This window comes from Streptomyces sp. NPDC005925 (assembly GCF_040638805.1).
Classification (GTDB): Bacteria; Actinomycetota; Actinomycetes; order Streptomycetales; family Streptomycetaceae; genus Streptomyces.
This window is the reverse complement of the sequence record NZ_JBEXVL010000008.1, coordinates 17,763-40,647: the sequence shown is the minus strand read 5'-3', so window position 1 is coordinate 40,647 and position 22,885 is coordinate 17,763. Positions and strand designations below refer to the sequence as shown.

Here is a 22,885-nt window from a genome sequence, read left to right as displayed (position 1 = left end):
AGCTGAGGAGCGCAGCATGAGCATGGCCGTGGTCGGCCTGATCGCGGGAATGGCGCTGGCCTTCGCCGGGTATTTCGGCGGCTTCGGCGCGTTCCTGCTGGTGGCGGCGCTGGGCGCCGTCGGCCTTGTCGTCGGCCGGTTCCTCGAGGGGGACCTGGAGCTCGGCGACTTCATCCGTACGCGCGACGACCGGCGGCGAGGACGGCGGTGAGTACCGCGGCCGAGGCGTTCCGCAGCCCGCAGGCCGTGGTACCGCAGGGTGAGCGCGGGGCGACCCGGATCGCCGACCGGGTCGTCGCCAAGATCGCGTCGCAGGCGGCACGCGAGGCGCTGGGCGCACCCCCGCCGGACGGTTCGCCGCCGCACGCCACGGTGAGCGTCCACCCCCGGCCGGGGCATTCCGCAAATCAGGTCGCCCACGTCCGCGTGCACGTCGAACTCGGCTACCCCGGCGACATCGGCGCCCACTGCCGCGCGGTGCGTCGCCATGTCGCCGAACGGGTAGGCACCTTGGTGGGCATGCACGTGCCGGAGGTCGCCGTCCACGTGGAGCGGCTGCATCTGTCCCCGGCGCACGGTGCGGACCAGGGGAGGATTCGATGAGCGAACCCGAGGGCCTGGAGGGCAGCACGCCGCGGACACCGGTCATGGAGAAGGACACCGGTGCCGGGGACGGACCGGGCCCCCCGGGCCAGTCGGCGTCCGCCGCCGCGTACGACGCGCCGCCGCCCGCCCTCGAGGACGGTGCCGGCGGCAGCGGACGGTTCTGGTCGGTGCGCCGCGTCCCCGCGGGCCTCGTCGCGCTGCTGCTCCTGGCGGGCGCGGCCCTTCTCCTCTACGACGTCGTGGCCGTGCGCCTCGACCGGCCGGTGATGGGCTGGCGCCGCGCACTGGCCCGGCAGCTCGCCGAGCGGCCACTGGACGACGTGTGGGTGCTGGTGGGCGCCGGTGTCGCCGCCGGCCTCGGACTGTGGCTGGTGGTGTTGGCGGTCACGCCCGGCCTGCGGGGCGTACTGCCGATGCTGCGGCCGCACACCGACGTGCGCGCCGGACTGCACCGGGACGCGGCCGCCCTGGTGCTGCGGGACCGGGCCATGGAGGTGACGGGAGTGCAGTCCGTACGGGTACGGATGCGCCGCTCACGGGCCGACGTCCGCGCCGTGTCGCACTTCCGCGCGCTGGACGACGTACGCCACGACCTGGACGACGTGCTCGCGGAGGCCGTGCGGGAGCTCGGTGTGACCCGCCCGCCCGCGCTGTCGGTGCATGTCCGGCGGCTCGGCAGGAAGAAGGGGTGAAGGCCGTGCTCAGGTCCGTCAACCGGGTACTGCTGGGGCTGCTGGGCCTCGCCCTGCTCGCCGTCGGGGGCTCCGTCCTGGCCGTCGGGCTGGGCGCGCCCCCGCCGTCCTGGTGGATCCACCACGGGCGGCACGACGTGCTGCTGACCGCGGCCGAGCGGACCCGCTGGCGGGACGCCGGCTGGTGGTGGCCGGCCGTCATCGCCGGGCTCGCCGCGCTCGCGCTGCTGGCCCTGTGGTGGCTGGTCGCGGTGACACGGCGACGCCGGCTGACCGAGGTGCTGGTCGAGACGGGCGACGGCGAGGGCGCGCTGCTGCGCGGGCGGACCCTGGAGGGTGTCGTCGCCGAGGACGCGGGCGGCACCGAGGGTGTCGAACGAGCCGACGTCGCCCTCATCGGCCGCCGTGCCGCCCCCGAGGTCCGCATGCGGGTTCTGCTGGGCCCGCACGCGGCCCCGGGCAGTGCGCTGCGGCGCCTGACGGCGGGGGCGCTGGCCCATGCCCGCGACTCGGCCGGCTTGGCCAGCCTGCCGGCGGAGGTGCGGCTGAGGGGCGTCAGACACCGCGCGGAACGGGTCGGCTGACCGAACCCGGGACCGCGGCAGGACGCGGTCCAGAAGGTGGTGCCGACTCCACCACCCGGTGGACCGGACCCCCGACCCCGGACCCCCGACCCCGGACCCCCGACCCCGGACCCCCGACCCCCGGGTGGGACCCCGGATCCCGGGAGCCCGACCCCCGGCGCGGGAACCCGGACCGCGGGAGCCCGGACCCCGGACGCGGGAACCCGGACCACGGGAGGCCGGACCCCGGGCGCGGGAACCCGGGCCCCGGACCAGGGACCCCCGGGGATGCGCCCGGCTTCTCGAACGGTCCCTCAGAACCCGTGCCGTACACCGCCGTCCACCGGCAGCATGACGCCTGTCAGGTACGACGCGGCCGGGGAGAGCAGGAAGGCGGCCGCGCGGCCGAATTCCCGCGGGGCGCCGTACCGTCGCAGCGGGATGCGTGACTCGGCGGCCGTGCGGGTCGCCTCCGGGTCGGCGGACAGCGCGTCCAGCTCCCGTACCCGGTCGGTGTCGATGCGGCCGGGCAGCAGGCCGACGACGCGGATGCCGCGCGGGCCGAGCTCGTCGGCGAGGGACTTCGCGAACCCGGCGAGACCCGGGCGCAGCCCGTTGGAGATGGTCAGGCCCGGGATCGGCTCGTGCACCGAACCGGACAGCACGAAGCCGATGACGCCACCCTCGCCCAGCTCCGCGGCGGCCGTCCGCGCGAGCCGGACCGCCCCCAGGAACACCGACTCGAACGCCGCCTGCCACTGTTCGTCCGTCGTGTCCGCGACCAAGCCCGGCGGTGGCCCGCCCACGCTGACGAGGACGCCGTGGAAGGCGCCGAAGTGCTCGCGGGCGGCGGCGACCAGCCGCTCGGCCACCTGCGGGTCGGCGTTGTCTGCGGCGACCCCGACAGCGTTCGGGCCGAGCGCGGCGGCTGCCTCGGCGACGGTCTTCTCGTCCCGCCCCGTGACGACCACCTTCGCGCCGTCGGCGACGAGCTCGCGCGCTGCGGCGTTGCCGAGGCCACGGGTGGCCCCGGTGACGACGTACACCCGGTCCTTCAGTCCAAGATCCATGGCCTCTATCCTGCCCCGTCCTCCCCGTACAGGGCGAGGGCGGTGTGCACCAGACCGATGTGGCTGAACGCCTGCGGGAAGTTTCCGAGCTGCCGGCCCGCCACCGGGTCGTACTCCTCCGCCAGCAGACCGACGTCGTTGGTGAGCCCCACCAGCCGCTCGAACAGCTCGCGGGCCTCCTCGGTGCGGCCCGTGGCGTGCAGCGCGTCCGCGAGCCAGAAGGAGCAGACGAGGAAGGTGCCCTCACCGCCGGGCAGGCCGTCGACGGTCGTCTCGTCGGCGGTGTAGCGGCGCAGGAAGCCGTGGTGGCCGAGGTCCTCGCGGATCGCCTCGATGGTGCCCAGCACCCGGGGGTCGTCGGGCGGCAGGAAGCCCAGGCGCGGGATCAGCAGCAGCGCGGCGTCCAGTTCGCGCGAGCCGTAGGACTGCGTGAAGGTGTTGCGTTCGGGGTCGTAGCCCTTCTCGCAGACCTCGCGGTGCACCTCCTCGCGCATCGCCCGCCAGCCGTCGAGATCGCCCTGCAGCTCCGGGTACTGCTCCAGCGCGCGCACCGCCCGGTCCGCGGCCACCCACACCATCACCTTCGAGTGCACGAACTGCCGCCGTCCGCCGCGCACCTCCCACAGTCCCTCGTCGGGTTCCCGCCACTGCTTGCACAGGAAGTCCATCAGCGCCCGCTGCACCGCCCACACGTCCGGCTTGGCGGACAGGCCCGAACTGCGGGCCAGCGCCAGGGAGTCCATGACCTCGCCGTACACGTCGAGCTGCAGCTGGTTCACGGCGTCGTTGCCGATCCGTACGGGCGTCGACCCGGCGAAGCCGGACAGCCACGGCAGCTCGGACTCCGGCAGCCGCCGCTCGCCCGCCAGTCCGTACATGATCTGCAGGTCCCGGGGGGCGCCGGCCACCGCGCGCAGCAGCCAGTTCCGCCAGGCCTCCGCCTCCTCCTGATAGCCCGCCGACACCAGCGCGCCCAGGGTGAGGGTCGAGTCGCGCAGCCAGCAGTAGCGGTAGTCCCAGTTGCGTACGCCGCCCAGTTCCTCGGGCAGGGAGGTGGTGGGCGCGGCGACGATGCCGCCGGTCGGCGCGTACGTCAGCGCCTTGAGGGTGATCAGGGAGCGGATCACGGCGTCGCGGTGCGGCCCGTCGTAACGGCACCGCGCCGCCCACGCCCGCCAGTCGGTGACGCTGTGCTCCAGCGCGTCCAGCGGGTCGATGAGCGGCGGGCGCGGCTCGTGCGAGGGATGCCAGGTGAGCACGAACGCCACCTTTTCGCCCGCCGCGACGGTGAACTCGGAGTGCGTGCCGTACTTCTCGCCCCACGTGCGCACCTCGGGCTCGGACCGCAGCCACGCCGAGTCCGGGCCCGCGACCGCCACCCGGTGGCCGTCGACGCGGCGCACCCACGGCACGATCGAGCCGTAGTCGAAGCGCAGCCGGAGCACGCTGTGCAGGGTGACCTCGCCGCTGAGGCCCTCCACGACGCGTACGAGGTCGGGGGCGCGGTCGCGTTGCGGCATCAGGTCGGTGACGCGCACGCTGCCCTGCGGGGTGTCCCACTCGGTGTCCAGGACCAGTGTGCCGGGGCGGTAGGCGCGGCGGGCGCAGCGCTCCGCGCCCTCGGGGGCGATGCGCCAGTGGCCGTTGTCCTCGTCGCCGAGGAGCTTCGCGAAGCAGGCGGCCGAGTCGAAGCGGGGCAGGCACAGCCAGTCGACCGAGCCGTCCGGGCCGACGAGCGCGGCGGTCTGTTCGTCGCCGATGAGTGCGTAGTCCTCGATGCGGGGGTGCACGCAGGTGCGAGTGCCCGGCGGACCTCGGGCGCAATCCGTGCAGGGGTCGGGAGGGCGACCGGAGGACTGTGACGTCGGTTACACGACGGCGGGTTCGCTGTCCTCCTCGGCGTCGCCCGCGTCGCCCGCGCTCTCCTTCCGCGCTGCCGCAGCCTCCGCCCGGTCGCGGCGCTCACGGCGGACCAGCACGAACCAGCCGACGGGGACGCCCGCGGCGAACAGCCACCACTGGACGGCGTACGCGTAGTTCAGCGCGGCGTTCTCACGGCCGGGCTCGCCGATCGGCTGAGGGGCGTCGCCCCTGGGCGCGGGCGCGGTCTGCACGACGTAGCCGCCGAGCACCGGGGCGTCGAGGCGGCGGGCCTCCTGCGCGCTGTCGATGAGCATGATCTGCCGGTCGGGCAGGCCCTCGAGGTCCTTGATGCCGCTCGCCTCGGTCGTCTCGTCGGGCATCAGCCGCCCGGTGACGGTGAGCTCGCCGCGGGGCGGTGCCGGGATCTCGGGGAACGCCGTCTGGCTCGGGCCGTCGGCGGGGATCCATCCCCGGTTGACCAGCAGCACCTTGCCGTCCGTGAGGACGAACGGGGTCAGGACGTGGTAGCCGACCTGGTCGTCGGAGTTGGTGCGGCGGCGCACGACGACCTCGTCGGCGGTGTCGAAGTGGCCCCGCGCACTCACGCTGCGGTACCGCTCGCCGGTGGTGACGGCGTGGCCGGGGGCGGTCAGCCGGGCCACGGGCACCGGGTCGGCCGCCAGCGCGCCGGAGACCTGCTGGTTCCGGTCGGTGCGCAGCTCGTAGCGGTGCATCTGCCAGATGCCCAGCCTGATCATCGTGGGGATGAGGAGGAGGGCGGCCAGCGTGAGGATCACCCACTGCCGGGACAACAGGAAGCGGTACACCCCACGACCGTACAACTCGGTCATGGGGCGTCTCGCGCCGGGTACGGGTTCACACCTTGTCGACGATGCCCGCCCTCCCCTCGGCCCGGGCACAGTGGGCGCCGCAGAACCAGTGGCCCTCGACCTCGATGCCCTGTCCGATGATCTGGACGCGACAGTGCTCGCAGATGGGCGCCATGCGGTGGATCGCGCAGGAGAAGCAGTCGAAGACGTGGACGGCGCCCTGCGCGTGCACCTCGAACGTCATGCCGTAGTCGTTTCCGCAGACCTCGCAACGTGCCATGCGCCACACACTGGGTGCTCGGCCTCCCGTGTGCGAGCGGCCGCCGGGCGAGTCGCCCGGCAATCACCCGGTCGTACGGTCACCCGGTCGTACGGTCAGCCGGTCGTACGAGTCACGGGCTGCAGGGGCCGCGCGTCGAGGACACACGTCGTAGGGTCACGGGTCGTACGGTCCACCCGTCGGACGGTCAAGGGCCGTACGGATCCCCGGTCGAACGGCCACGGGCGTACGGACCCCTGGCCGACCGGGGCGGACATGACGCACGGGCGGGTGGGACGAACGGGCCGGAGGCCGCCGGGCCCGCCGCCCGCCGTCACACCTGCCGTCCGGCCGGGTCACCCGCCGCGCTCACCCGTCCGCCGCCTCCACGTCCCGCAGCAGCTGTCCGAAGGCCGCCTCGTCGACCACCGGGGTGCCGAACTGCCGGGCCTTGACGACCTTCGAGGTGCTCGAGTCCGGGTCGTTCGTGACGAGGAGGCTGGTCAGGCGGGACAGGCTCGACGCGACGTGCAGCCCCGCCTCGGTCGCCCGGTCCTCCAGCAGTTCGCGGTCGACGGAGGTGTCCCCGGAGAACGCCACGCGCATGCCCTGCTTGAGGGGCCTGCCCTCCTCGTAGCGGCCCGGGTTGGGGTAGGGGCAGGCGGGTCTCCTGCGGGAGGGGCGCCAGCCGCCCGCCCGGTAGCCGCCGCCGTGGCCGGCCTGCCGGCCGATGCCCGGGGCGGGGCGGTCCGTCCACTCGGTCAGCGGCCGGCACTCGTGCAGCGGTAGCCGGAGACCGCCCGCGGCGGCGGCGCGCAGACTCGGCCGGAAGGCCTCCGCCAGTACGCGCGCGTCGTCCAGCGCGTGGTGCGCGCGCTGCTGCACGACGCCGAAGTGGGCGGCCAGCGACTCCAGCTTGTGGTTGGGCAGTGGCAGACCGAGCTCCTTCGACAGGGCGATGGTGCACAGCCGCTGCCGCACCGGTGCCTCGCACTGCGCGCGCGCGTACTCCCGGGCGATCATCTGCCAGTCGAACACCGCGTTGTGCGCCACGAGCACCCGGTCGCGCAGCCGGTCCGTGAACTCCTCCGCCACGTCGCGGAAGAGGGGCGCGCCCTCGAGTACGTCGCTCGTCAGACCGTGGATCCACACCGGGCCCGGGTCGCGCTCCGGGTTGACCAGCGTGTACCAGTGGTCCTCGACCTCGCCGCGCGCGTCCAGCCGGTAGACGGCCGCGGAGATTATCCGGTCGTCCCGCGCGAGTCCGGTGGTCTCCACGTCAACGACCGCGTATCCCGGGGGATATGCGGCCGGCCACGCAGTCGGGGACGCTGCGGTCGTCATACGGTCTTCGAGCATGGTCCCTGAGGATACGGGCCGCGACCGACAGCGCGGGCCGGGAGGGCGGGACGCGTCAGGTCGCGCCCCGGTGCCAAACGCGGTGCAGCGCCCGAGAAGTGACGGGCTGTGCGCCGTCGGCACGGCCACTGTCGCCGCGCGAAGGCGCGGCCTGCGGGGACGGCAGCAGTCCGAACACGGGGCAGCTGCAGCGCTTCTGAGGGGACGTGGCCCGTCCCCGCGCGTCGCGTCCGTGGCCGCCGAGCGGTTGACGGAGCGTGACGCACGGCGCCCCGGCCGAGGCCGTGGCCGGCCACGCGGGGCGATCCCGCACGCGGGCACGGGCGCGGCGGGCGGGTGCGGTGGACAAGGAGATGCACGGTGTTCCCCGCGCACGCACACACCGGCGGGCACACCCGGCGGGCAGGGCAGCACCCCCGGCGTTCACCCGCGCACGCGTGCACGCGACGAGCCCATCCCGCGGGCAGGACGGCACCGTCGGCATTCCTCGCGCGCACGCGCGCGTTCCCGTTGTCCATTGGCGGGGAGTGCCAACAGGGCGGCGCTACTCCCGGGTAAAACTTGTCGGTAATAACGTCTGGTGGTGTCCTGCCGACGGTCCTACGGTGCAACCATGCCGAACTTGCCCGATGTCGTGCTGTGGTCGATACCCGCCTTCGTGCTGCTCACCGTGGTCGAGATGATCAGCGTGCGTCTCCATCCCGACGAGGAGGCCGCGGGCTACGACACCAAGGACGCCGCGACCAGCGTCGGCATGGGCCTGGGCAGCCTCGTCTTCGACCTGCTGTGGAAGATCCCGATCGTCGCCGTCTACACGGCGCTCTACGAGCTCACGCCGCTGCGCGTGCCCGTCCTGCTGTGGACGGTCCCCCTGATGCTGCTCGCGCAGGACTTCTTCTACTACTGGTCGCACCGCGGCCACCACGTCGTCCGCATCCTGTGGGCCTGCCACGTGGTCCACCACTCCAGCCGCAAGTTCAACCTCACGACCGCGCTGCGCCAGCCCTGGACGTCCCTGACCGTCTGGCCGTTCTACGTCCCGCTCGTCCTGTGCGGCGTACACCCGGCGGCTCTCGCGTTCTGCTCCTCGACGAACCTCGTCTACCAGTTCTGGATCCACACCGAGCGCATCGACAAGATGCCCCGCTGGTTCGAGTTCGTGTTCAACACGCCGTCCCACCACCGCGTGCACCACGCCTCCCAGGGCGGCTACCTCGACCGGAACTTCGGCGGCATCCTCATCGTCTGGGACCGCCTCTTCGGGTCCTTCGTGGCCGAGACCGAGCGGCCGATGTACGGCCTGACCAAGAACATCTCCACGCACAACCCGCTGAGGGTCGCCACGCACGAGTACGTCGCCATCGCCAGGGACCTGAAGGCGGCCCACAGCTGGCGCGAGCGGGCCGGGCGGGTGTTCCGCGGCCCCGGCTGGCAGCCCGCCCGGCACACAGCCCCGCCCGCCGCGACGCCCGCCGAGGAGACCTTCGCCGCGTGAAGCCCACCCGTGGCCTGCTCGCCGCGTTCGCCTTCGCCGCCGCCGTCGATCTCGTCAGCCTCCTCGCGGGCCCCGACACCGGCCACACGATCGCCAAGCCCTTCCTGATGCCGCTGCTGGCCGCCTGGGCGGCGGTGTCCGGCGCGCCCCGGCTGCTGGTGGCCGCGCTCCTCTTCGGCTGGGGCGGCGACACCCTGCTGCTGTTCGACGCGGATCCCGCCTTCCTCGCCGGCATGGGCTGCTTCGCGGCCGGACACGTCTGCTACCTCACGTTGTTCGCGCGGCGCGGGCGGAACTCGCCGTCCCCGCACACGCGTGCCCGGCTGCTGGTCATCGGCTACGGCGTCGCGCTGGCGGCTCTCCTGGTCCTGCTCCGGCCGGACCTGCCCGCCGGGCTGCGGGTCCCCGTCGCCGTCTACAGCGCCCTGCTCACGTCCATGGCGTGCGCAGCGGCCGTCCGCGTCGGTGCCGTCGCCGGGCTCGGCGGTGCGCTGTTCCTGCTCTCCGACACGCTCATCGCCACCGGCATCGCCGACTGGCCGCAGCTCCCGCGCGCCGACTTCTGGGTCATGCTGACCTACCTCGCGGGACAGGCCCTGCTCGCAGCCGGCGTACTCGCCGCCGGGGGCCCGCGGCCGGCTCCGGCGGCGGCATCGGGCGCGGCTGCCTGAAGACACGACGCCCACCCGCACGCCCGCCGGGCAAGGGGCTTACCCGGTTGCCCGTCCCCGCTCCCGCCGACGGCAGGCACACCCGACCGTCTCGCCCCCCGATGGTCGGCCCACCCGCACGCGCGCAAGGCGGTCGGCACACCCGTATGCCCGCACGCTCGCCCGCGCGTCGGCGGCGGCCCGACCCGCACGCCCGGCGGCCGGCCCCACCCGCACGCGCGTGCCCCGCGCGCGCCCCGGGGGGTGACCCGGGCGTGCGGCCGGGCCAGGCCAAAGGGCCGGGCACAGGGCCCGGCCCTCTCGCTCACACGGCGACCACACCGCGACGGGTGCGGCTACTTCGCCACAGGTGCTACCACTTCGTGACCGCGGCCAGCGCGTCCGCCATGCCCCAGCCGTAGAACCCGTTGCGGTTCTTCGTGCCCTCGCACACCGCGTCGATCTTGCCGTCGCCGTCGATGTCGTACGGGTCCGTGCACGACGTGCCGTCGGCCTGCGCGTACAGCAGGGTCTTCACCACGGCGGGCGAGGCCTTCGGGTACGTCGACTTGATGAGCGCGGCGACGGCCGCGACGTGCGGCGACGCCATCGACGTACCGGCCATGTAGCCCCAGGTGCCGCCGGGCAGCGTGCCCAGGATGCGGCCGTCCACGGCGGGCGCGTCCGGCGTCTGGTACGCGGTGCGGTCACCGCCGGGCGCGGCGATGTCGATCACGCCGAGGCCGTGGTTGGAGAACGACGCCTTCAGACCCTTGGCGCCGGTCGCCGCGACCGTGACGACACCCGGCAGTTGGGTCGGGATGTCGAAGCACTCCGACGGGTCGACGACACGCTCGCCCGGCATGCTGTCGTTGGGGGAGGAGGCGTCGGTGATCTCGTCGGCCGTGAGGTCGTAGTTCTCGTTGCCGGCCGCCGCCACGTTCACCGCGCCCTTGCGCTCCGCGTACCGCGTGGCCCGGGTGAGGGCCGTGACGAGCGCCTTCTGGTCCGGGTCGTCCGTGCAGTTGAAGTACCACGGGTCGGTGTAATAGCTGTTGTTGGTGACGTCGACGCCGTGCTCGGCCGCCCACACGAAGCCACAGACCACGGCCTCCGTGTAGAAGAAGCCGTTCGGGTTGGACACCTTGATGCCGGCGACCTTCACGCCGGGCGCGACGCCCGTCATGCCGATGCCGTTCTTGGCGGCGGCGATCTCACCGGCGACGTGCGTGCCGTGCGGGCTCTCCGCGGCGCCCGGCCTCCAGGCACCCTCGGAGGTGTCCGGCTTGCCCGCCACGCAGTTCACCGAGGCGTCCCGGTCGAAGTTCGGCGCCAGGTCCGGGTGGGTGTCGTCCACACCCGTGTCGATGACGGCGACCGTCACCTTGTCGCTGCCCAGCGACTTCTCGTGCGCCTTGTCCGCCTTGATGGCGGGCAGGTCCCACTGCAGCGGCTCCAGCGGGTCCTTCCCGTCCACGGCGTCGGCGGCGGCGACCTCGGACGCGCTGAGCACCTTCGGGGTGCCCACGTCGGTCGTCGACTGCGCGGGAAGCGGCGCGGTACGCGTCGCACCGGCCGACTGCACCCCGCGCACCGTGCGTATGTGCTGGGCGAACTCGGGGTTCGCGGAATGGACGACGACGACACCGATCCGGTCGTACGACGTGACGATGGTGCCGCCGAACTCGCCGATGGCCTTCTTCAGCGCACGGGACGGGGCCTCGCCCTCGCGGATGTTGACGACGTAACTGAACGAGTCCGCGTCCGCGGCGGTCTGCCCGAGGGCCCGCGCGGCGGATTCCGCCTGAGGGGCGGCGGACGCGGCGGGGAGAAAACCGATCGAGGCGGTCAGCGACATCACCACGGGAACGGCGAGCGCGAGTGTGCGTCTTGAACGCAGATGAGCCATGGGATCTCCACAACATCCGGAAACGAAACCGGCCCGAGCCACAGATGGTGCTCGGGCAGGTACATGACTGTCGGTACAGAGGTGAAGCTATCTCCACATGTCGCTGGCCAGCAATGACTTGCCGGAGGCGACTTGAGAAAGAAGTCGTGACGAGTTGAACCGGTACTCGCGTGGCGCCGTGACCTTGTGCAAGGAGGGCGAGGACACTCGCCCCCGTCCCTTTTGCCGAAACCGCATCAAGCAACGCGAGGAGACTCCGTGGCCACCGACGCCCCGCCCCCCTCAAAAGAGACGTACGTCCTACCCTCCGCCGAGGAATTCACGGCAGTGCAGCAGAGCGCGGAATTCGGTGAACTGCGCCGCTCCCACCGGTCGTTCGCCTTTCCGCTGACCGTCGCCTTCATCGCCTGGTACCTGCTGTACGTACTCCTGTCGAACTACGCCGGCGGCTTCATGGGCACCAAGCTCTTCGGCAACATCAACGTCGCCCTCGTCTTCGGCCTCCTGCAGTTCGCCACCACGTTCCTCATCGCCTGGTGGTACTCGCGGCACGCCGCCGCGGAACTCGACCCCAAGGCTGAGGCGATCAAGTCCCGGATGGAGAACCGCGCATGAACGTCGCGACGACCCTCGCGGCCAACGAGGCCAGTGAGCACCGGTCACTGATCATCACCCTGTTCGCGCTCTTCGTGGTCGCGACCCTTTTCATCACCGTCTGGGCGGGCCGGCAGACCAAGGACGCCGCCGACTTCTACGCGGGCGGGCGCTCCTTCAGCGCCTTCCAGAACGGCCTCGCGGTCTCCGGCGACTACATGTCGGCCGCGTCCTTCCTCGGCATCGCGGGCGCCATCGCCCTCTTCGGATACGACGGCTTCCTGTACTCCATCGGCTTCCTGGTCGCCTGGCTCGTGGCCCTGCTGCTGGTCGCCGAACCGCTGCGCAACTCCGGCCGCTACACCATGGGCGACGTCCTCGCGTACCGCATGCGCCAGCGCCCGGTGCGCACGGCGGCCGGCACGTCCACGATCGTCGTGTCGATCTTCTACCTGCTGGCCCAGATGGCGGGCGCCGGCGTCCTCGTCTCGCTGCTGCTCGGCATCACCTCCGACGCGGGCAAGATCCTCATCGTCGCTCTCGTCGGCGTCCTGATGATCGTGTACGTCTCCATCGGCGGCATGAAGGGCACCACCTGGGTCCAGATGGTCAAGGCCGTGCTGCTCATCGGCGGCACCATACTGATCACCTTTCTGGTGCTGCTGAAGTTCAACTTCAACATCTCCGACCTGCTCGGCCAGGCCGCCGAGAACAGCGGCAAGGGCGAGGCCTTCCTGGAGCCCGGCCTGCAGTACGGCCTCGACGGCACCACCAAGCTGGACTTCATCTCCCTCGGCATCGCCCTGGTCCTCGGCACGGCCGGCCTGCCGCACATCCTGATCCGCTTCTACACCGTGCCCAACGCCAAGGCCGCCCGGAAGTCCGTGAACTGGGCCATCGGCATCATCGGCGGCTTCTACCTGATGACGATCGCGCTCGGCTTCGGCGCCGCGGCACTCATCTCGCAGGACGAGATCATCGCGTCGAACCCGTCCGGCAACACGGCGGCCCCGCTGCTCGCCCTGCACGTCGGCGGCGTCGACTCCACCTGGGGCGCGATCCTGCTCGCCACCATCTCGGCGGTGGCCTTCGCCACGATCCTCGCCGTCGTCGCGGGCCTCACCCTGGCCTCGTCGTCGTCGTTCGCCCACGACATCTACGCGAACGTCATCAAGAAGGGGCAGGCCTCCGAGAAGGAAGAGGTCAGGGCCGCGCGGCTGGCCACCATCGGCATCGGCGCCGTCTCCATCCTGCTCGGCGCCCTGGCCCGCGACCTGAACGTGGCCGGCCTGGTCGCGCTCGCCTTCGCCGTCGCGGCCTCCGCCAACCTGCCGACGATCCTCTTCAGCCTGTTCTGGAAGCGCTTCACCACCCAGGGCGCGCTGTGGTCGATCTACGGCGGTCTCATCGTCTCCGTCGTCCTGGTGCTGTTCTCGCCCGTCGTCTCCGGTGACCCCAAGGCGATGTTCCCCGACGTCGACTTCGCCTGGTTCCCGCTGAAGAACCCGGGCATCATCTCCATCCCGTTCGGTTTCCTGATGGGCTGGCTCGGCACGGTCCTGTCCAAGGAGGAGCCCGACGCGGCGAAGTACGCGGAGCTCGAGGTCCGGTCCCTGACCGGCACCGGAGCGCACTGACGCCCACCCCCGCACCGCCCCGCACGCGGCCGTGTCGTAGCTCTCCACGACACGGCCGCGTGCGGCGTCCCGGTACCGGACCCCTGGTGTTGTCAGCGGCGTCACGTAGGCTCGTTCGTGACGGCAGACCGACGTGCTCCGCGACGAGGGAGGGGGCCTTCGTGCTCATCGACACCTACGGCCGGGTGGCCACCGACCTGAGAGTCTCACTGACGGACCGGTGCAACCTGCGCTGCACGTACTGCATGCCCGAGGAGGGCTTGCAGTGGCTCGCCAAGCCCGACCTGCTCACGGACGACGAGATCGTCCGCCTCATCGACATCGCGGTGACCTCCCTCGGGATCGAGGACGTCCGCTTCACCGGCGGCGAGCCCCTGCTGCGACCGGGGCTGTCCGGCATCGTCGAGCGGGTCGCCGCGCTCGCACCGCGCCCCCAGATGTCCCTCACCACCAACGGCATAGGCCTCAGGCGCACGGCCGGCGCCCTCAGAGCGGCCGGCCTGGACCGGGTGAACGTCTCGCTGGACACCCTGCGCCCCGACGTCTTCAAGACGCTGACCCGCCGGGACCGCCACAAGGACGTCCTGGAGGGCCTGGAGGCCGCCCGCGCGGCGGGCCTCACCCCCGTCAAGGTCAACTCGGTCCTGATGCCCGGACTGAACGACGACGAGGCCCCCGACCTGCTGGCCTGGGCCGTCGAGCACGACTACGAGCTCCGCTTCATCGAGCAGATGCCCCTGGACGCCCAGCACGGCTGGAAGCGCGACGGCATGATCACCGCCGGGGACATCCTGACCTCGCTGCGCACCCGCTTCGAGCTCACCGCCGAAAGCTCCGAGGAGCGCGGCTCCGCCCCCGCCGAGCGCTGGCTCGTGGACGGCGGGCCCTACCGCGTGGGCGTCATCGCCTCCGTCACCCGCCCGTTCTGCGCCGCCTGCGACCGCACCCGCCTCACCGCCGACGGCCAGGTCCGCACCTGCCTGTTCGCCCGCGAGGAGACCGACCTGCGGGCCGCGCTGCGCTCCGGCGCGTCCGACGAGGAGATCGCCCGCATCTGGCGGCAGGCGATGTGGGGCAAGAAGGCGGGCGCGGGCCTTGACGACCCGTCCTTCGTCCAGCCGGACCGCCCGATGTCCGCCATCGGCGGTTAGGGTCTGTCGTTTGGATCAGGCCGGCTGTGAGGCGCGGTGCTCTGCAGCCGACCCGAGCGGGGTCCGGTGCGTGCGGCTGCAAGGCGGAGGAGGGCGTGACGCGGAGCGTTGGCAACCGACGACAACGCGGCAGATGTGCGTGCCGGACCCCGCGACGCCGGGGTGATCCACACGACAGGTCCTCAACCGGCAGACGACCGGTGGCGGGACCAGAGGGCCGCACCGGCGTGTCGGACAGGCGAACCGCACCGTCATGCCGGACGGGTGGGCCGGACCGGCGGGTCAGACGGGCGGCCGGGTCCCGGGTCGCTCGGAGCCTTCGGGAGCCTGCCACTCGCCCAGCGGGACGACATCCTTCAGAAAGCCCCGTACGCCGAGGAACTGCGAGAGGTGGTCCCGGTGCTCCTCGCACGCCAGCCACGTCTTTCGGCGCTCCGGGGTGTGCAGCTTGGGGTTGTTCCAGGCCAGTACCCACACGGCGTCGGCGTGGCAGCCCTTGGCGGAGCAGATCGGGTTTTCGTCACTCACGGGTTCGTCTCACAGGTCCGCACACAAGGCGACGCCGAGCAGCCACGGGGGGAGCTGCCCGGCGTCGGTCCGTCGCTCCGACGGGGGATGCGGAGCGCTTACGAAGTATGTCACGGGTGACCGGTCGCTCGGCACTGGAATGGCACGATTGATCTGAGCTTTTCTTGAGTTTTGGCGTGAAACCTGCTTTCGCTTACGGCCCGGACTGCACCTCAGGACTTCTCGTGTTTCTCGCGTCCCGCGCCCGGCATCGCGTCGGACACCACGTCTTCCGGGACGGATTCCGCCGGGCCGCCGTCCGCCCGGGGCGGCTCGATCATCTGCCGGGGTGGGGCGGCGACGAACGTCGACGGGAGCGACGGCGCGTTCTCGCGCCCGGCGTTGGCGATCACCACCGCCACATAGGGGAGCACCACGCCCAGCACCAGCGCCACGATCGCCACGTGCCGTTCCACGTTCCACAGGGTCGCCGCGAGGATCACCGACAGGGTGCGGACGGACATCGAGATGACATACCGGCGCTGCCGGCCGCGCACATCCTCCTGGAGGCTCGTCCGGGCTCCGGTGATCCGGAACACCTCGGCCTTACCGTCGCCGTGCAGTTTCCGCTTCACACTCCACCATCCGCCCGCGTCGGCCGTCCCGCCCGCCACCCGGTCCGTGGCCGCTCGGGTGACCGGGCCCGGACACCTCCCACGGTACGCCGCGCCCGCGACCGTCACGAGCCCGGGGCGCCCGCCACTTCCGCCCGCTCGACCTGTGCCGTTGACCGTCGGTCCCGTCCGACGTGCGGCATGCGGTGGGCGGGCCGAAACTGGCGGTAATGCTCACGTCGAGCCGGACGAGGAGGCAGCCATGGGCTGGTTGTGGGCGATCATCGTGGGATTCGTACTGGGGCTGATCGCCAAGGCGATCATCCCTGGTAAACAGCACAGTCCCCTGTGGCTGACGACCATCTGCGGCATGCTGGGCGCCATCGCGGGCAATGCGATCGCCCGCGGCTTCGGTGTGGACGAGACCGAGGGCATCGACTGGGCACGGCACATCTTCCAGCTCGTCGCCGCGATCGTCATCGTCTTCCTGGTCGACATGGCGTACATGACCCTGCGGGGCAAGAAGAAACAGCGGGCTTGAAACAGCGGGACCGGCGGGCGCCGGGTCCGGCACCCGGAGGCCGGCGGATCTCGCTCGCCTCGAAGGGGGCGCCTCCCACGTGGGAGGCGCCCCCTTCGAGGCGAGCCGTAGGGCGGCTAGCGCCCGCCCGGCCGTGCGCCCGGTAGAGGCGGCCGACCCGGCGGCGACGGCCCGGGTCAGGCGCCGGTGACCTCCACCGCCGCCAGGTTCTTCTTGCCGCGGCGCAGCACCAGCCAGCGTCCGTGCAGCAGGTCCTCCTTGGCCGGGACGGCGTCCTCGGCGGTGACCTTCGCGTTGTTCACGTAGGCGCCGCCCTCCTTCACCGTGCGCCGCGCGGCCGACTTGCTGGCGACCAGACCGACCTCGGCGAACAGGTCGACCACCGGGCCGAGATCGGCCACCCGGACGTGCGGCACCTCGGACAGGGCCGCCGCCAGCGTCCGCTCGTCCAGCTCCGCCAGCTCGCCCTGCCCGAACAGCGCCCTGGAGGCGGCGATCACGGCGGCCGTCTGGTCGGCGCCGTGCACCAGCGTCGTCAGCTCCTCCGCCAGCGCGCGCTGCGCGGCACGGGCCTGCGGCCGCTCCTCGGTCTGCTTCTCCAGCTCCTCCAGCTCGGCGCGCGACCTGAAGGACAGGATCCGCATGTAGCCGGAGATGTCCCGGTCGTCCACGTTCAGCCAGAACTGGTAGAACGCGTACGGCGTCGTCATCTCCGGGTCGAGCCACACGGCCCCGCCCTCGGTCTTGCCGAACTTGGTGCCGTCCGCCTTCGTCATCAGCGGCGTCGCCAGTGCGTGCACCGAGGCGTCCGGCTCCAGACGGTGGATCAGGTCGAGGCCCGCGGTGAGGTTGCCCCACTGGTCGCTGCCGCCCTGCTGGAGCGTGCAGCCGTAGCGTCGGTAAAGCTGGAGGAAGTCCATGCCCTGCAGGAGCTGGTAGCTGAACTCGGTGTAGCTGATGCCCTGGTCGGACTCCAGGCGGCGGGCCACGGAGTCCTTCGTCAGCATCTTGTTGACGCGGAAGTGCTTGCCGATGTCCCGCAGGAACTCGATCGCGGTCAGGCCCGCCGTCCAGTCGAGGTTGTTCACCATCACCGCGGCGTTCTCGCCGTCGAAGGACAGGAAGGGCTCGATCTGGTGGCGCAGCCTGTCCACCCAGCCGGCCACGGTCTCCGGTGAGTTCAGCGTGCGCTCCGCCGTCGGGCGCGGGTCACCGATCAGGCCCGTGGCGCCGCCGACCAGCGCCAGCGGCCGGTGCCCGGCCTGCTGGAGCCGGCGCACGGTGAGCACCTGCACCAGATGCCCCACGTGCAGCGACGGCGCCGTCGGGTCGAATCCGCAATAGAACGTGACGGGACCGTCCGCGAGCGCCTTGCGCAAAGCGTCCTCGTCAGTGGACAGGGCGAACAGCCCGCGCCACTTCAGCTCGTCGACGATGTCCGTCACGGTTCTCGCGTCTCCTAGGTGATCTTCTTGCCGGTGTTCTCGTGGTCGTCCACCGGTCGTCCTGCTGGTCTCGGGCGGCCCGACCTCCGGCCGCGAACGCCTACGAGGTTATACGCCCCGGCTGACAGAGCTCATGTTGAAATCCGGGACCCTGAGCGGCGGCATCGCGGCCCGGGTGAACCAGTCGCTCCACTCCCGCGGCAGCGTCTGCTCCGTACGCCCCGCCTCGCTCGCCCGGCCCAGCAGGCCGACCGGCGACTCGTTGAACCGGAAGTTGTTGACCTCGCCGGTCACCTCGCCGTTCTCCACGAGGTAGACGCCGTCCCGGGTCAGGCCCGTCAGCAGCAGCGTCGCCGGGTCGACCTCGCGGATGTACCACAGGCAGGTCAGCAGCAGCCCCCGCCCGGTGGACGCGACCATCTCCTCCAGCGAGCGGTTCTCGCCGCCGTCCAGGATCAGATTGTCGATGCCCGGCGCCACCGGCAGCCCGGTCAGACCGGCACTGTGCCTGCTGGTCGTCAGCCGCGACAGCTCGCCCTCACGCATCCACTCGGTCGCGGCCAGCGGCAGCCCGTTGTCGAACACCGACTGGTCGCCGCCCGAGGAGTGCGCGATCACGAACGGCGCCGACTGCAGACCCGGTGCGTGCGGATCACTGCGCAGCGTCAGCGGCAGGTCGGTCAGCCTCTCGCCCACGCGCGTGCCGCCGCCCGGCTTGGAGAACACGGTGCGCCCCTCGGCCGCGTCCCGGCCCGACGCCGACCACATGTGGTAGATCAGCAGGTCGGCGACGGCCGTCGGCGGAAGCAGCGTCTCGTACCGGCCCGCCGGCAGGTCGATCCGCCGCTCCGCCCAGCCGAGCCGTACGGCCAGTTCCGCGTCCAGCGCGGCCGGGTCGACGTCCTTGAAGTCCCGGGTCGACCGGCCCGCCCACGCCGACCGCGTACGGTCCGGTGACTTGGCGTTCACCTCGAGCGTGCCGTTCGGCTGGTCGTGCCGCAGCCGCAGGCCCGTGGAGCTGCCCAGATAGCTGGAGACCATCTCGTGGTTGGCGAAGCCGTACAGTTCGCGGCCACCGGCACGCGCGCGTGCGAACGCCTCACCGAGCGCGGGCGCGAAGTCCCCGAACACGGCGGACGACGTCTCGGCCGGTGCCTCCGTGAACTCCGGCGACGCCGCCACGCCCGCCACCAGCGGCTGGGCGTCCTCCGCGGGCGCGGCACCCCGGGCGGCGGCCTCGGCGGCCCGCACCAGCGGCTCGAGGTCGTCGGCCGTGACCGCCGACCGGGACACCACACCGGAGGCGGTGCCCTCCTGGCCGTCGACGGTCGCCACGACGGTGAGCGTCCGCCCGCGCGTCACGCCGTTCGTGGTGAGCGCGTTGCCCGCCCAGCGCAGGTTGGCGGTGGAGTGCTCGTCGGCGATGACGACACAGCCGTCCGCACGGCACAGTGCGAGGGCCTGCTCGACGATCTCGTGGGGCTTGCTGACGCGGGCGCTCATCGACCGGCCTCCTGCGTGGTGTTGAGGATGTTGACGCCCCGGAACAGGGCGGACGGGCAGCCGTGCGACACGGCCGCGACCTGGCCCGGCTGGGCCTTGCCGCAGTTGAACGCGCCACCCAGGACGTACGTCTGGGGGCCGCCGACGGCCGCCATCGAACCCCAGAAGTCGGTGGTGGTCGCCTGGTAGGCCACGTCCCGCAGCTGCCCCGCGAGCCGCCCGTTCTCGATCCGGTAGAAGCGCTGCCCGGTGAACTGGAAGTTGTACCGCTGCATGTCGATGGACCACGACCGGTCACCCACGACGTAGACGCCCCGCTCCACGCTCCCGATGAGGTCCTCGGTCGACATCCCGGCCGGGTCCGGCCTGAGCGACACGTTCGCCATGCGCTGCACCGGCACGTGCCCGGGGGAGTCGGCGTACGCGCACCCGTTGGACCGCTCGAACCCGGTCAGGCGGGCGATCCTGCGGTCCAGCTGGTAGCCGGTCAGCACCCCGTCCTTCACCAGGTCCCAGGACTGCGCCTCGACGCCCTCGTCGTCGTAACCGATGGTCGCCAGGCCGTGCTCGGCGGTGCGGTCGCCGGTGACGTTCATCAGCTCGGAGCCGTACTTCAACGTGCCGAGCTGGTCGAACGAGGCGAACGACGTGCCCGCGTAGGCGGCCTCGTAGCCCAGCGCCCGGTCCAGTTCGGTGGCGTGCCCGATGGACTCGTGGATCGTCAGCCACAGGTTGGACGGGTCCACGACCAGGTCGTACGTGCCGGCCCGCACGCTCGGGGCGCGCATCTTCTCGGCGAGCAGCTCGGGCAGCTCGGCGAGCTCGGACTCCCAGTCCCAGCCGGTACCCGTCAGGTACTCCCAGCCGCGCCCGGCGGGCGGCGCGATCGTCCGCATCGAGTCGAACTCGCCGCTGGACTCGTCGACCGCCACCGCGGTCAGCTGCGGGTGCAGCCGCACCCGCTGCTGCGTCGTCACGGTGCCCGCCGTGTCGGCGTAGAACTTGTTCTCGTGCACGGTGAGCAGCGAGGCGTCGACATGGTCGACCCCGCGCGCCGCGAGCAGCCGCCCGGACCACTCCGCGAGCAGCCCGGCCTTCTCCTCGCCCGGCACGGTGAACGGGTCGATCCCGTACGACGAGATCCACGTCCGGTCGGCGTGCACGGGCTCGTCGGCCAGTTCGACCCTCTCGTCGGACCCGGCCGCCCTGATGACCTGCGCGGACAGCTTCGCCATGGCCACCGCCTGCGAGGCGACCCTGGCGGCGGCGTCCATGCTCAGGTCCACGCCCGAGGCGAATCCCCAGGTGCCGCCGTGCACGACCCGCACCGCGTACCCGAGGTCGGTGGTGTCCGACGACCCGGACGGCTTGGCGTCCCGCAGACGCCAGGACGCACTGCGCACCCGCTCGAACCGGAAGTCCGCGTGCTCCGCCCCCAGCGCACGCGCGCGTGCGAGCGCGGCGTCGGCGAGGGCGCGCAACGGCAGTGCCGTGAAGGCTTCGTCGATCGTATGAGGCACCGGCATCTCTTTCTGTGGATCTTTCTGCGACGTGACCTGGCTGCCTCCGATCATGTCCCGCCGGGCCGCCCGCGGACCACACCTTTCCCCACGCCACGGCCGACGGCGCGGGAAAGGCCGCGGGACGGATGACCCGGGGGATCGCGGGGCGGGAGGGGGCAAAGACCGGGAGAGGGCCGGGAGAGGGCCGGATCGCGGGGCGGGTTTTCTGTAGGGACCCGACAGGGAGTCCTGTAAGGCACTGTGGATGCCCGAATGTCCGGGGCCCGTACCGGACCGATAGGTTTTCGGGGAAGCCGCCTGTGAGCCCGGGGGTAACCCCCGGTGAGGGCGGTGTGTCAGACCGCTAAGGAAAGGGTGATCCGTTGAGCCGCTCGGTTCTCGTCACCGGAGGAAACCGGGGCATCGGCCTCGCCATCGCCCGCGCTTTCGCCGAGGCCGGCGACAAGGTCGCGATCACGTACCGCACGGGTGAGCCGCCCGCCGCCCTGACGGAACTGGGCTGCCTCCCCGTCAAGTGCGACATCACCGACACCGAGCAGGTGGAGCAGGCCTACAAGGAGATCGAGGCCGAGCACGGCCCGGTCGAGATCCTCGTCGCCAACGCCGGCATCACCAAGGACCAGCTCCTGATGCGCATGAGCGAGGAGGACTTCACGTCCGTCCTCGACACCAACCTCACGGGCGCCTTCCGCGTGGTCAAGCGCGCCAACCGCGGCATGCTGCGCGCCAAGAAGGGCCGTGTCGTCCTCCTCTCGTCGGTCGTCGGCCTGTACGGCGGCCCCGGACAGGCGAACTACGCCGCCTCGAAGGCCGGCCTCGTCGGCTTCGCCCGCTCCCTGGCCCGCGAGCTGGGCTCGCGCAACATCACCTTCAACGTCGTCGCGCCCGGCTTCGTGGACACCGACATGACCAAGGTGCTCACCGACGAGCAGCGCGAGGTCATCGTGAAGCAGGTGCCGCTCGGCCGTTACGCGCAGCCGGAGGAGATCGCCGCGACGGTGCGGTTCCTCGCCTCGGACGACGCCTCGTACATCACTGGAGCCGTCATCCCCGTTGACGGCGGACTGGGAATGGGTCACTGATCACCATGAGCGGAATTCTCGAGGGCAAGCGCGTCCTGATCACCGGTGTGCTGATGGAGTCCTCCATCGCCTTCCACACCGCGAAGCTGGCCCAGGAGCAGGGTGCCGAGATCATCCTGACCGCGTTCCCGCGCCCCACCCTGACCCAGCGCGTCGCGCGCAGGCTCCCCAAGCCCACCAAGGTCATCGAGCTCGATGTCACCAACGACGAGCACCTCGGCCGCCTCGCGGACACCGTCGGCGAGGAACTGGGCGGCCTCGACGGTGTCGTGCACTCGGTCGGTTTCGCGCCGCAGGACGCGCTCGGCGGCAACTTCCTCAACACGCCCTTCGAGTCGGTCGCCACGGCCATGCACGTCTCGGCGTTCTCCCTGAAGTCGCTCACCACGGCCTGCCTGCCGCTGATGCAGAACGGCGGTTCCGTCGTCGGCCTCACCTTCGACGCGCAGTACGCCTGGCCGCAGTACGACTGGATGGGCCCGGCCAAGGCCGCCCTGGAGGCCACCAGCCGTTACATGGCGCGCGACCTGGGCAAGCAGAACATCCGCTGCAACCTCATCTCCGCGGGCCCCATCGGCTCCATGGCCGCGAAGTCCATCCCGGGCTTCTCCGAACTGGCCACGGTGTGGGACAACCGCGCGCCGCTGGAGTGGGACCTGAAGGACCCCGAGCCGGCCGGCCGCGGCGTCGTCGCGCTGCTGAGCGACTGGTTCCCGAAGACCACCGGCGAGATCATCCACGTGGACGGCGGCCTGCACGCCATCGGCGCCTGACCTGCCGTACCTCCTGGGGACCTCTGCCACAAGCATCCGTCGCCCGTCGCCGACGCCCCGTTTCCCGCAGTGCGCGGGGAGCGGGGCGTCACCCGTTCGGCTCCGCAGGCCGGGCGGAGACCTCGGCCGGCCGCGCACGCTGGAGACGCGTTCACCGAGCGATCCACTGAGACCGAACCGTGCTCCCCGGTGGTCCTCCGTGCTTCCGGCGTGATTCCC

Annotated in this window: 23 protein-coding genes; 12 read left to right on the top strand and 11 right to left on the bottom strand. The window is 71.9% G+C overall.

Annotated elements, in window-relative coordinates; all coding sequences use genetic code 11:
- Nucleotides 1-16 precede the first annotated feature (16 nt).
- From ABZ354_RS12745 to amaP, 4 genes are read left to right on the top strand one after another with little or no spacing between them, the layout of a single operon-like run.
- Entirely contained in the window at nt 17-211 is a 195-nt protein-coding gene (locus tag ABZ354_RS12745; RefSeq protein WP_358655913.1) for a hypothetical protein, read from the top strand.
- Entirely contained in the window at nt 208-603 is a 396-nt protein-coding gene (locus ABZ354_RS12740) for an Asp23/Gls24 family envelope stress response protein (protein ID WP_358655911.1), read from the top strand. Before ABZ354_RS12745 ends, ABZ354_RS12740 begins: the two co-directional genes overlap by 4 nt.
- The gene (locus ABZ354_RS12735; protein ID WP_358655909.1) at nt 600-1,298 is read left to right on the top strand and encodes a DUF6286 domain-containing protein; all 699 of its coding nucleotides are present in this window, start codon (nt 600-602) and stop codon (nt 1,296-1,298) included. Before ABZ354_RS12740 ends, ABZ354_RS12735 begins: the two co-directional genes overlap by 4 nt.
- Complete coding sequence (amaP, locus tag ABZ354_RS12730; protein WP_358655907.1) at nt 1,295-1,882, top strand: alkaline shock response membrane anchor protein AmaP; 588 nt, start codon at nt 1,295-1,297, stop codon at nt 1,880-1,882. The genes ABZ354_RS12735 and amaP overlap by 4 nt, the downstream gene beginning before the upstream one ends.
- 293 nt (nt 1,883-2,175) lie before the next feature.
- Here amaP and ABZ354_RS12725 read toward each other — a convergent pair whose 3' ends face one another.
- The 5 genes from ABZ354_RS12725 to ABZ354_RS12705 form a co-directional block, all read right to left on the bottom strand.
- Entirely contained in the window at nt 2,176-2,931 is a 756-nt protein-coding gene (locus tag ABZ354_RS12725; RefSeq protein ID WP_358655905.1) for an SDR family oxidoreductase, read from the bottom strand.
- A 5-nt stretch (nt 2,932-2,936) separates the two neighbouring features.
- On the bottom strand, nt 2,937-4,721 hold the full coding sequence (locus tag ABZ354_RS12720; RefSeq protein WP_358655903.1) for a glycoside hydrolase family 15 protein: 1,785 nt from the start codon (nt 4,719-4,721) through the stop codon (nt 2,937-2,939).
- Nucleotides 4,722-4,799: 78 nt separating this feature from the next.
- Nucleotides 4,800-5,621: an SURF1 family protein gene (locus ABZ354_RS12715; protein ID WP_358655901.1), complete on the bottom strand. Its 822-nt coding sequence runs from the start codon at nt 5,619-5,621 to the stop codon at nt 4,800-4,802.
- A 49-nt stretch (nt 5,622-5,670) separates the two neighbouring features.
- Nucleotides 5,671-5,904: a hypothetical protein gene (locus ABZ354_RS12710; RefSeq protein WP_358655900.1), complete on the bottom strand. Its 234-nt coding sequence runs from the start codon at nt 5,902-5,904 to the stop codon at nt 5,671-5,673.
- A gap of 348 nt (nt 5,905-6,252) precedes the next feature.
- A complete protein-coding gene (locus ABZ354_RS12705; protein ID WP_358655899.1) occupies nt 6,253-7,242 on the bottom strand; it encodes a DEDDh family exonuclease in 990 nt (329 codons plus the stop codon).
- A gap of 613 nt (nt 7,243-7,855) precedes the next feature.
- Between ABZ354_RS12705 and ABZ354_RS12700 the strand changes: the two genes are divergently transcribed.
- Both ABZ354_RS12700 and ABZ354_RS12695 read left to right on the top strand, forming a co-directional pair.
- Nucleotides 7,856-8,737: a sterol desaturase family protein gene (locus tag ABZ354_RS12700; RefSeq protein WP_358655898.1), complete on the top strand. Its 882-nt coding sequence runs from the start codon at nt 7,856-7,858 to the stop codon at nt 8,735-8,737.
- Nucleotides 8,734-9,408, top strand: a complete 675-nt coding sequence (locus ABZ354_RS12695) for a lysoplasmalogenase (RefSeq protein ID WP_358655896.1) — start codon at nt 8,734-8,736, stop codon at nt 9,406-9,408. Before ABZ354_RS12700 ends, ABZ354_RS12695 begins: the two co-directional genes overlap by 4 nt.
- 352 nt (nt 9,409-9,760) lie before the next feature.
- On the opposite strand, the gene ABZ354_RS12690 is transcribed toward ABZ354_RS12695, so the two are convergent.
- The gene (locus ABZ354_RS12690) at nt 9,761-11,296 is read right to left on the bottom strand and encodes a S8 family serine peptidase (protein ID WP_358655894.1); all 1,536 of its coding nucleotides are present in this window, start codon (nt 11,294-11,296) and stop codon (nt 9,761-9,763) included.
- Nucleotides 11,297-11,554: 258 nt separating this feature from the next.
- On the opposite strand from ABZ354_RS12690, the gene ABZ354_RS12685 reads away from it, so the two are divergent.
- The 3 genes from ABZ354_RS12685 to moaA all read left to right on the top strand — a co-directional run bounded on the left by ABZ354_RS12685 (nt 11,555) and on the right by moaA (nt 14,678).
- Nucleotides 11,555-11,911 carry a DUF485 domain-containing protein gene (locus tag ABZ354_RS12685; RefSeq protein WP_358655892.1) on the top strand — a complete coding sequence of 119 codons (357 nt, stop codon included), beginning with the start codon at nt 11,555-11,557 and terminating at the stop codon, nt 11,909-11,911.
- A complete protein-coding gene (locus tag ABZ354_RS12680) occupies nt 11,908-13,527 on the top strand; it encodes a cation acetate symporter (RefSeq protein WP_358655890.1) in 1,620 nt (539 codons plus the stop codon). Before ABZ354_RS12685 ends, ABZ354_RS12680 begins: the two co-directional genes overlap by 4 nt.
- 161 nt (nt 13,528-13,688) lie before the next feature.
- Entirely contained in the window at nt 13,689-14,678 is a 990-nt protein-coding gene (gene moaA / locus ABZ354_RS12675) for a GTP 3',8-cyclase MoaA (protein ID WP_358655888.1), read from the top strand.
- 282 nt (nt 14,679-14,960) lie between these two features.
- On the opposite strand, the gene ABZ354_RS12670 is transcribed toward moaA, so the two are convergent.
- Complete coding sequence (locus ABZ354_RS12670) at nt 14,961-15,206, bottom strand: hypothetical protein (RefSeq protein ID WP_358655886.1); 246 nt, start codon at nt 15,204-15,206, stop codon at nt 14,961-14,963.
- 212 nt (nt 15,207-15,418) lie between these two features.
- On the bottom strand, nt 15,419-15,820 hold the full coding sequence (locus ABZ354_RS12665) for a DUF3099 domain-containing protein (protein WP_358655884.1): 402 nt from the start codon (nt 15,818-15,820) through the stop codon (nt 15,419-15,421).
- Between the two features lie 241 nt (nt 15,821-16,061).
- Between ABZ354_RS12665 and ABZ354_RS12660 the strand changes: the two genes are divergently transcribed.
- Nucleotides 16,062-16,340, top strand: coding sequence for a GlsB/YeaQ/YmgE family stress response membrane protein (locus ABZ354_RS12660; protein WP_358655882.1), 279 nt, complete (start codon nt 16,062-16,064; stop codon nt 16,338-16,340).
- A gap of 176 nt (nt 16,341-16,516) precedes the next feature.
- Here the strand turns inward: ABZ354_RS12660 and tyrS are convergent, their stop codons facing one another.
- The 3 genes from tyrS to ABZ354_RS12645 all read right to left on the bottom strand — a co-directional run bounded on the left by tyrS (nt 16,517) and on the right by ABZ354_RS12645 (nt 20,808).
- On the bottom strand, nt 16,517-17,785 hold the full coding sequence (gene tyrS, locus ABZ354_RS12655; RefSeq protein ID WP_358655881.1) for a tyrosine--tRNA ligase: 1,269 nt from the start codon (nt 17,783-17,785) through the stop codon (nt 16,517-16,519).
- Nucleotides 17,786-17,893: 108 nt separating this feature from the next.
- The gene (locus tag ABZ354_RS12650) at nt 17,894-19,288 is read right to left on the bottom strand and encodes a metallopeptidase TldD-related protein (protein WP_358655879.1); all 1,395 of its coding nucleotides are present in this window, start codon (nt 19,286-19,288) and stop codon (nt 17,894-17,896) included.
- On the bottom strand, nt 19,285-20,808 hold the full coding sequence (locus ABZ354_RS12645) for a TldD/PmbA family protein (RefSeq protein ID WP_358655877.1): 1,524 nt from the start codon (nt 20,806-20,808) through the stop codon (nt 19,285-19,287). Before ABZ354_RS12645 ends, ABZ354_RS12650 begins: the two co-directional genes overlap by 4 nt.
- 365 nt (nt 20,809-21,173) lie before the next feature.
- Here ABZ354_RS12645 and fabG point away from each other — a divergent pair, with 365 nt between their 5' ends.
- Together fabG and fabI are read left to right on the top strand one after the other, a co-directional pair.
- A complete protein-coding gene (gene fabG, locus ABZ354_RS12640; RefSeq protein WP_358655875.1) occupies nt 21,174-21,893 on the top strand; it encodes a 3-oxoacyl-[acyl-carrier-protein] reductase in 720 nt (239 codons plus the stop codon).
- Nucleotides 21,894-21,898: 5 nt separating this feature from the next.
- Nucleotides 21,899-22,666: an enoyl-ACP reductase FabI gene (gene fabI / locus ABZ354_RS12635; protein ID WP_358655873.1), complete on the top strand. Its 768-nt coding sequence runs from the start codon at nt 21,899-21,901 to the stop codon at nt 22,664-22,666.
- The last annotated feature ends 219 nt before the right edge of the window (nt 22,667-22,885 follow it).